We start from the raw sequence: 4867 nt of genomic DNA, 5'->3' as shown, positions 1-4867 counted from the left end.
CACCGGCTTGCCTTAGGGGCGAGGGTCCACGGGTTCAACGTCTGGGATGTTCCGCAAAGTATCCGTCATGCCGGAATTGATCCGGCATCCACCGTGCCGCAAGACCGATACGCTCGGCTAAGTGGCGCTGTGGACCCCGGAACTGGTCCCCTCAGCGTCGGCAGGCAGCGTCACCCCGGCTCAAAGGCCGGGGTGACGAGCGTTCAACGTCGACGGGACAGATTCTAGCCCGCGATTCTTGAGAAATCCGCGACGCGATCGATCGCGTCGCGCACCCGCGCGAGCAATGCCAGGCGCGCGCGGCGCTTGGCCCGATCGGCATCGTTGACGGTGACGCGATCGAAGAAGGCATCGACCGGCGCGCGCAGGCCGGCGAGCGTCCGCATCGCCGCCTCGAAATCCTCGGCCTCGATCGCCGCCTCGGCCATGGGTTCGGCGTCCTCCAGTGCCGCGATCAGCGACTCTTCCTCGGGAACGATCTCATAACCCATTTGGTTCGTATTTGTCAAGCCCGAAACGGCCTCGCCATCCTTCTTCGCCTCGATCGCGAGGATGTTCGCGGCGCGCTTGTAGCCGGCGAGGAGGTTCACGCCATCCTCGGTGCCGACGAACGCCTGCAAAGCCTGCACGCGCGCGAGCAGCCGCACGAGATCGTCCTCGCCGCCGAGCGCGAACACCGCGTCGATCAGGTCGTGGCGCACGCCGGCTTCGCGCTGCTGGACCTTGAGGCGGTCGATCAGGAACTGCATCACGTCATCGACCCGACTCGGATGCGCGAAGCCGCGCAGAGTCATGGCGGTGTCGATGACGCCGAAAAGGCGCACCCGGATGACGTTGCGACCCAGCAGCTCGAGGATACCGAGACCCGCACGGCGCAGCGCGAACGGATCCTTCGATCCCGTAGGCTTCATGTCCTCGGCGAAGAATTGTGCCAGCGTATCCAGCTTATCCGCCAAACTCACCGCCACCGTCACCGGCGCGGTCGGCACATCGTCGCCTTGTCCGACCGGCTTGTAATGATCGCGGATCGCGTCGGCGACTTCATCGGGAAGCCGCTCGGCGCGCGCGTAATGGCCGCCCATGATCCCTTGGAGCTCGGGGAATTCGCCGACCATGCCGGTGACAAGATCGGCCTTGCACAGGCGTGCGGCCTGTTCGGCCATTTCGGCGAGCTTCCCCCTCTCCCCTTCAGGGGAGAGGGTCGGGGTGTGGGGGTCGCCTGTGGAGGGACGCGCGGCGATTGAGGCGGACTCCCCCACCCCAACCCCTCCCCTGAAGGGGAGGGGCTTTACGATCCCCTCTTCCACCAGCCAGCGCGCCAGTTTGGCGACTCGATCGACCTTGTCGGCGACGGTGCCGAGCCTTTCGTGGAAGATGATCCGGTCGAGCTTCTTCGCCTGCTCCTTAAGCGGAACCTTGCGATCCTGGTCCCAGAAGAAGCGCGCGTCGGACAGGCGCGCGGCCAGCACCTTGCGGTTGCCCGCGATCACGCCGGCGCCGCCGTCGCTTGCCTCGATATTGGCGGTGCAGATGAAGTAGGGCGCCAGGGACCCCGCCCCATCGACCAGCGCGAAATATTTCTGGTTGGTGCGCATGGTGAGCTGGATCACCTCGCGCGGCACCTCGAGGAAGGCCGGATCGAAATCACCGAGCAGGGGCACCGGCCATTCGGTGAGCCCGGCATTTTCCGCGACCAGCCCGGCATCGGGGACGACGCGCAGCCCCCGCGCCTCGGCGAGCGCGCGCGCCCCGTCCTCGATGATCCCGCACCGCTCGGTTGCGTCGAGGATGACGTGGCAGGCGCGCAGCTTGGCGGCATAATCGACCGCCGAGCCGATCGTGATGATGCCGGGATGATGGAAGCGGTGTCCGACCGTCGCGGCGCCGCTCGCCACGCCCTCGATCGCGAACGGCACCACCTCCTCGCCGAACAGCGCGACGATGCCCTGCAACGGGCGCACCCAGCGCAGCGACGCGGTGGAGGCCGAGGCCGCGCCCCAGCGCATCGACTTGGGCCAGGGGAAGGCGAGGACGATCGCGGGGATCGCCTCGGCAAGCACCTCCGCGGTGGCGCGGCCGGGCCGTTCGACGATCGCGAACAATGTGCCGTCGCGCTCGGCGAGTTGGTCGCGCGCGAGGCCGGTCTTGCGGAGGAAGCCTTCCAGCGCCTGCGGCGGCGCGGAGGCCTTGGGGCCCTTGGTCTCCTCGCGCACCGCCTCGGTCGCGGGCGGCAGATCGCGCGCGATCAGCGCGAGGCGGCGCGGGGTGGCGTAGGCTTCGATGCCGGACGCGGCGAGGCCCGCCTTGGCGATCTCGGCCTCGAACAGCCGCGCGAGATCGGCGGCGGCCTTGTCCTGCATCCGCGCGGGGATTTCCTCGGAGCGGAGTTCGAGGAGGAAATCGGTCATGGCCATTCCTCCCCGGGCCGGGGAGGAGCTTGGGGAACCTCCTCACGCCGCCCATCCGTTATGCGCCATCCAGGCCTCGCAGGCGCCCTTGGTGAGATCGCGGACGCGGCCGATATAGGCCTGGCGCTCGGCGACCGAGATGACGCCGCGCGCCTGAAGCGTGTTGAAGATGTGGCTGGCCTTGATCGCCTGGTCGTAGGCGGGCAGCGGAAGCCTCGCCTCGATCAGCGCGCGCGCCTCGTCGGCGGCGAGCGCGAATTGCTTGAACAGGCCGTCGGTGTTCGCCGCCTCGAAATTATACGCGCTGAACTGCTTCTCATTTTCGAGGAAGACGTCGCCATAGGTCACCCCATGATCGTTGAACGCGAGATCGTAGACGCGGTCGACGCCCTGGATATACATCGCCAGCCGCTCGAGCCCATAGGTCAGCTCGCCTGCCACGGGCTTGCAATCATATCCGCCAACCTGCTGAAAATAGGTGAATTGCGTCACCTCCATGCCATCGCACCAGACTTCCCAGCCGAGGCCCCAGGCGCCGAGCGTCGGGCTTTCCCAATCATCCTCGACGAAGCGGATGTCGTGCGCGGTGAAGTCGATCCCGATCCGCTCGAGCGAGCCGAGATAGAGCTGCTGGAGATCGGCGGGGGACGGCTTTAGGATCACCTGATATTGGTAATAATGGCCGAGCCGGTTGGGGTTTTCGCCGTAGCGGCCGTCGGTCGGGCGGCGCGAGGGCTGGACGAAGGCGGCGTTCCAAGGGTCGGGGCCAAGCGCGCGCAGGCTCGTCGCGGGATGAAAGGTGCCCGCGCCCATCTCCATGTCGTAGGGCTGGAGGATCACGCAGCCTCGATCGCTCCAATATTCATGGAGCGTCAGGATCAGGCGCTGGAAGCTCAGGGGCTTGGCTTCAGCCAAGAGAGGCACTCACCTTGTCTGCGGGGTGGCGCGGCTGTGGCGCAGGGGCTGGCGAGGGTCAAGCATGGGGCACCCCCCTTCCCCGTCATGCCGGCGCAGGCTGGCATCTCGTGAGGCCGGGCGTGCGCTCCATTTCGGGAGGCGCCGGCTTTCGCTGGGGTGACGATGGGAAGGGAGGTTGCGGCGATGGACTTCGCGGGGCGGCGGCTCGATAGGCGCGGGCATGCCTTTGACGATCCTCCGGGCGCTGCCGCTCGCCCTGCTCGCCGCGTCCCCCCTCCCCGCCAAGGTGCCCGCGCCGCCGCGTCCGGCGCTGTGGAAGGTCGCCGATGCGGACACGACGATCTATCTGTTCGGCACGATTCACGTCCTGCCGGCGGGCCTGAAGTGGCGCGACGCGGCGATCGACAAGGCGATCGCCCAGGCGCAGAGCCTGATGCTGGAGACCGTGCTCGATCGGGATCCCGGCGAGGTGGGGCGCGTGCTGGCGAGCCTCGGGACGGGCAAGGGCCTGCCGCCGCTCGCCGAACGCGTGCCCCCGGCCAAGCGCGAGGCGCTGGCGGCGCTGGTGGCGCAGACCGGCGTCCCGAGCGAGACGCTCGACCGGATGAAGAGCTGGGCGGCGGCCGTCGTGCTCACCGGCGCCTCGTTCAGCCGGATCGGGCTCGGCCCCGGCGGCGAGGGCGTCGAGCCGCAATTGTCGGCGCTGTTTCGCGCCGCCGGCAAGCCGATCGAGGGCCTGGAGACGCCCGAGCAGCAGCTCGGTTTCTTCGATGCTTTGCCCGAGAACGCGCAACGCGCCTTCCTCGTCTCGGCGCTCGACGATCCCAAGGCGGCGCGCGCCGATTTCGATCGGATGGTCGCCGCCTGGATCAAGGGCGACGTCGCCGCGATCGCCCGCGCCTTCGCCGAAGAACCCGAATTCACGCCGCAATTGCGCGACCTGCTCGTCAAGCGACGCGACCAGGCATGGGCCGAGGCGCTGGCGCAAAGACTGGCGAGGCCGGGGACGATATTCGTGGCGGTCGGCGCCGGGCATCTCGCCGGTCCCGACTCGGTCCAACATATGCTCGCCCTGCGCAAGATCATCGCCGTACGCATGCGGTGATGGCTAAGCTTTATCCAAGATGAACGAAGTTATCCAAGAGCTGATGCTGACTGTCTCACGAATAACACACCCCAATGTCTCTTGGATGATCGCGGGAACTCTACCCCTCATGGATATTTGAGCGCTACGACAGGGACGTTCAACCAAGAGGTATCTATGTATCGCAAGCTAATCGCCGCCGCCGTTCTGGCATCGACCACGATGATGTCGCAGGCCGCGCTCGCGCAGGACGCCAGCCCGGCCACGCCGGCGAGCGGCGACCTGATCGGCCAAAACGGCACGTTCCGCGGCTTCCGCGCCGAGGTGCAGGGCGGTCGCGACTGGTTCCACAGCCAGGGCACGCACGACGGCAAGCTCGCGTTCGGCGGCGCGCTGGGTTTCGACGGCCAGTTCGACAAGTTCGTCGTCGGCCCGGAGGTCAGCTACTGGCGGTCGC

The 4867-nt window shown here is 67.6% G+C and carries 3 protein-coding genes and 1 pseudogene; 2 read left to right on the top strand and 2 right to left on the bottom strand.

All coding sequences use genetic code 11. The features are described 5' to 3' along the window. Positions 1 to 224: 224 nt before the first annotated feature. Together glyS and HUU94_RS07510 are read right to left on the bottom strand one after the other, a co-directional pair. Positions 225 to 2408 carry a glycine--tRNA ligase subunit beta gene (gene glyS / locus HUU94_RS07515; protein WP_174274472.1) on the bottom strand — a complete coding sequence of 728 codons (2184 nt, stop codon included), beginning with the start codon at positions 2406 to 2408 and terminating at the stop codon, positions 225 to 227. Between the two features lie 42 nt (positions 2409 to 2450). After that, positions 2451 to 3323, bottom strand: a complete 873-nt coding sequence (locus tag HUU94_RS07510; protein ID WP_174274471.1) for a glycine--tRNA ligase subunit alpha — start codon at positions 3321 to 3323, stop codon at positions 2451 to 2453. Between the two features lie 223 nt (positions 3324 to 3546). Between HUU94_RS07510 and HUU94_RS07505 the strand changes: the two genes are divergently transcribed. Next, positions 3547 to 4431 carry a TraB/GumN family protein gene (locus HUU94_RS07505; protein WP_174274470.1) on the top strand — a complete coding sequence of 295 codons (885 nt, stop codon included), beginning with the start codon at positions 3547 to 3549 and terminating at the stop codon, positions 4429 to 4431. Between the two features lie 156 nt (positions 4432 to 4587). Beyond that, positions 4588 to 4867 (top strand): annotated as a pseudogene (locus tag HUU94_RS07500) (outer membrane protein); the annotation flags it as partial.

It is taken from the genome of Sphingomonas bacterium, assembly GCF_903644055.1.
Lineage (GTDB): Bacteria > Pseudomonadota > Alphaproteobacteria > Sphingomonadales > Sphingomonadaceae > Sphingomonas_I.
This window is presented reverse-complemented; position numbering and strand designations above follow the sequence as displayed.

Excerpts from the sequence above, each read along its gene's own strand:
- glyS (WP_174274472.1), bottom strand. The coding sequence starts at position 2,408 with ATGACCGATTTCCTCCTCGAACTCCGCTCCGAGGAAATCCCCGCGCGG.
- HUU94_RS07505 (WP_174274470.1), top strand. The coding sequence starts at position 3,547 with ATGCCTTTGACGATCCTCCGGGCGCTGCCGCTCGCCCTGCTCGCCGCG.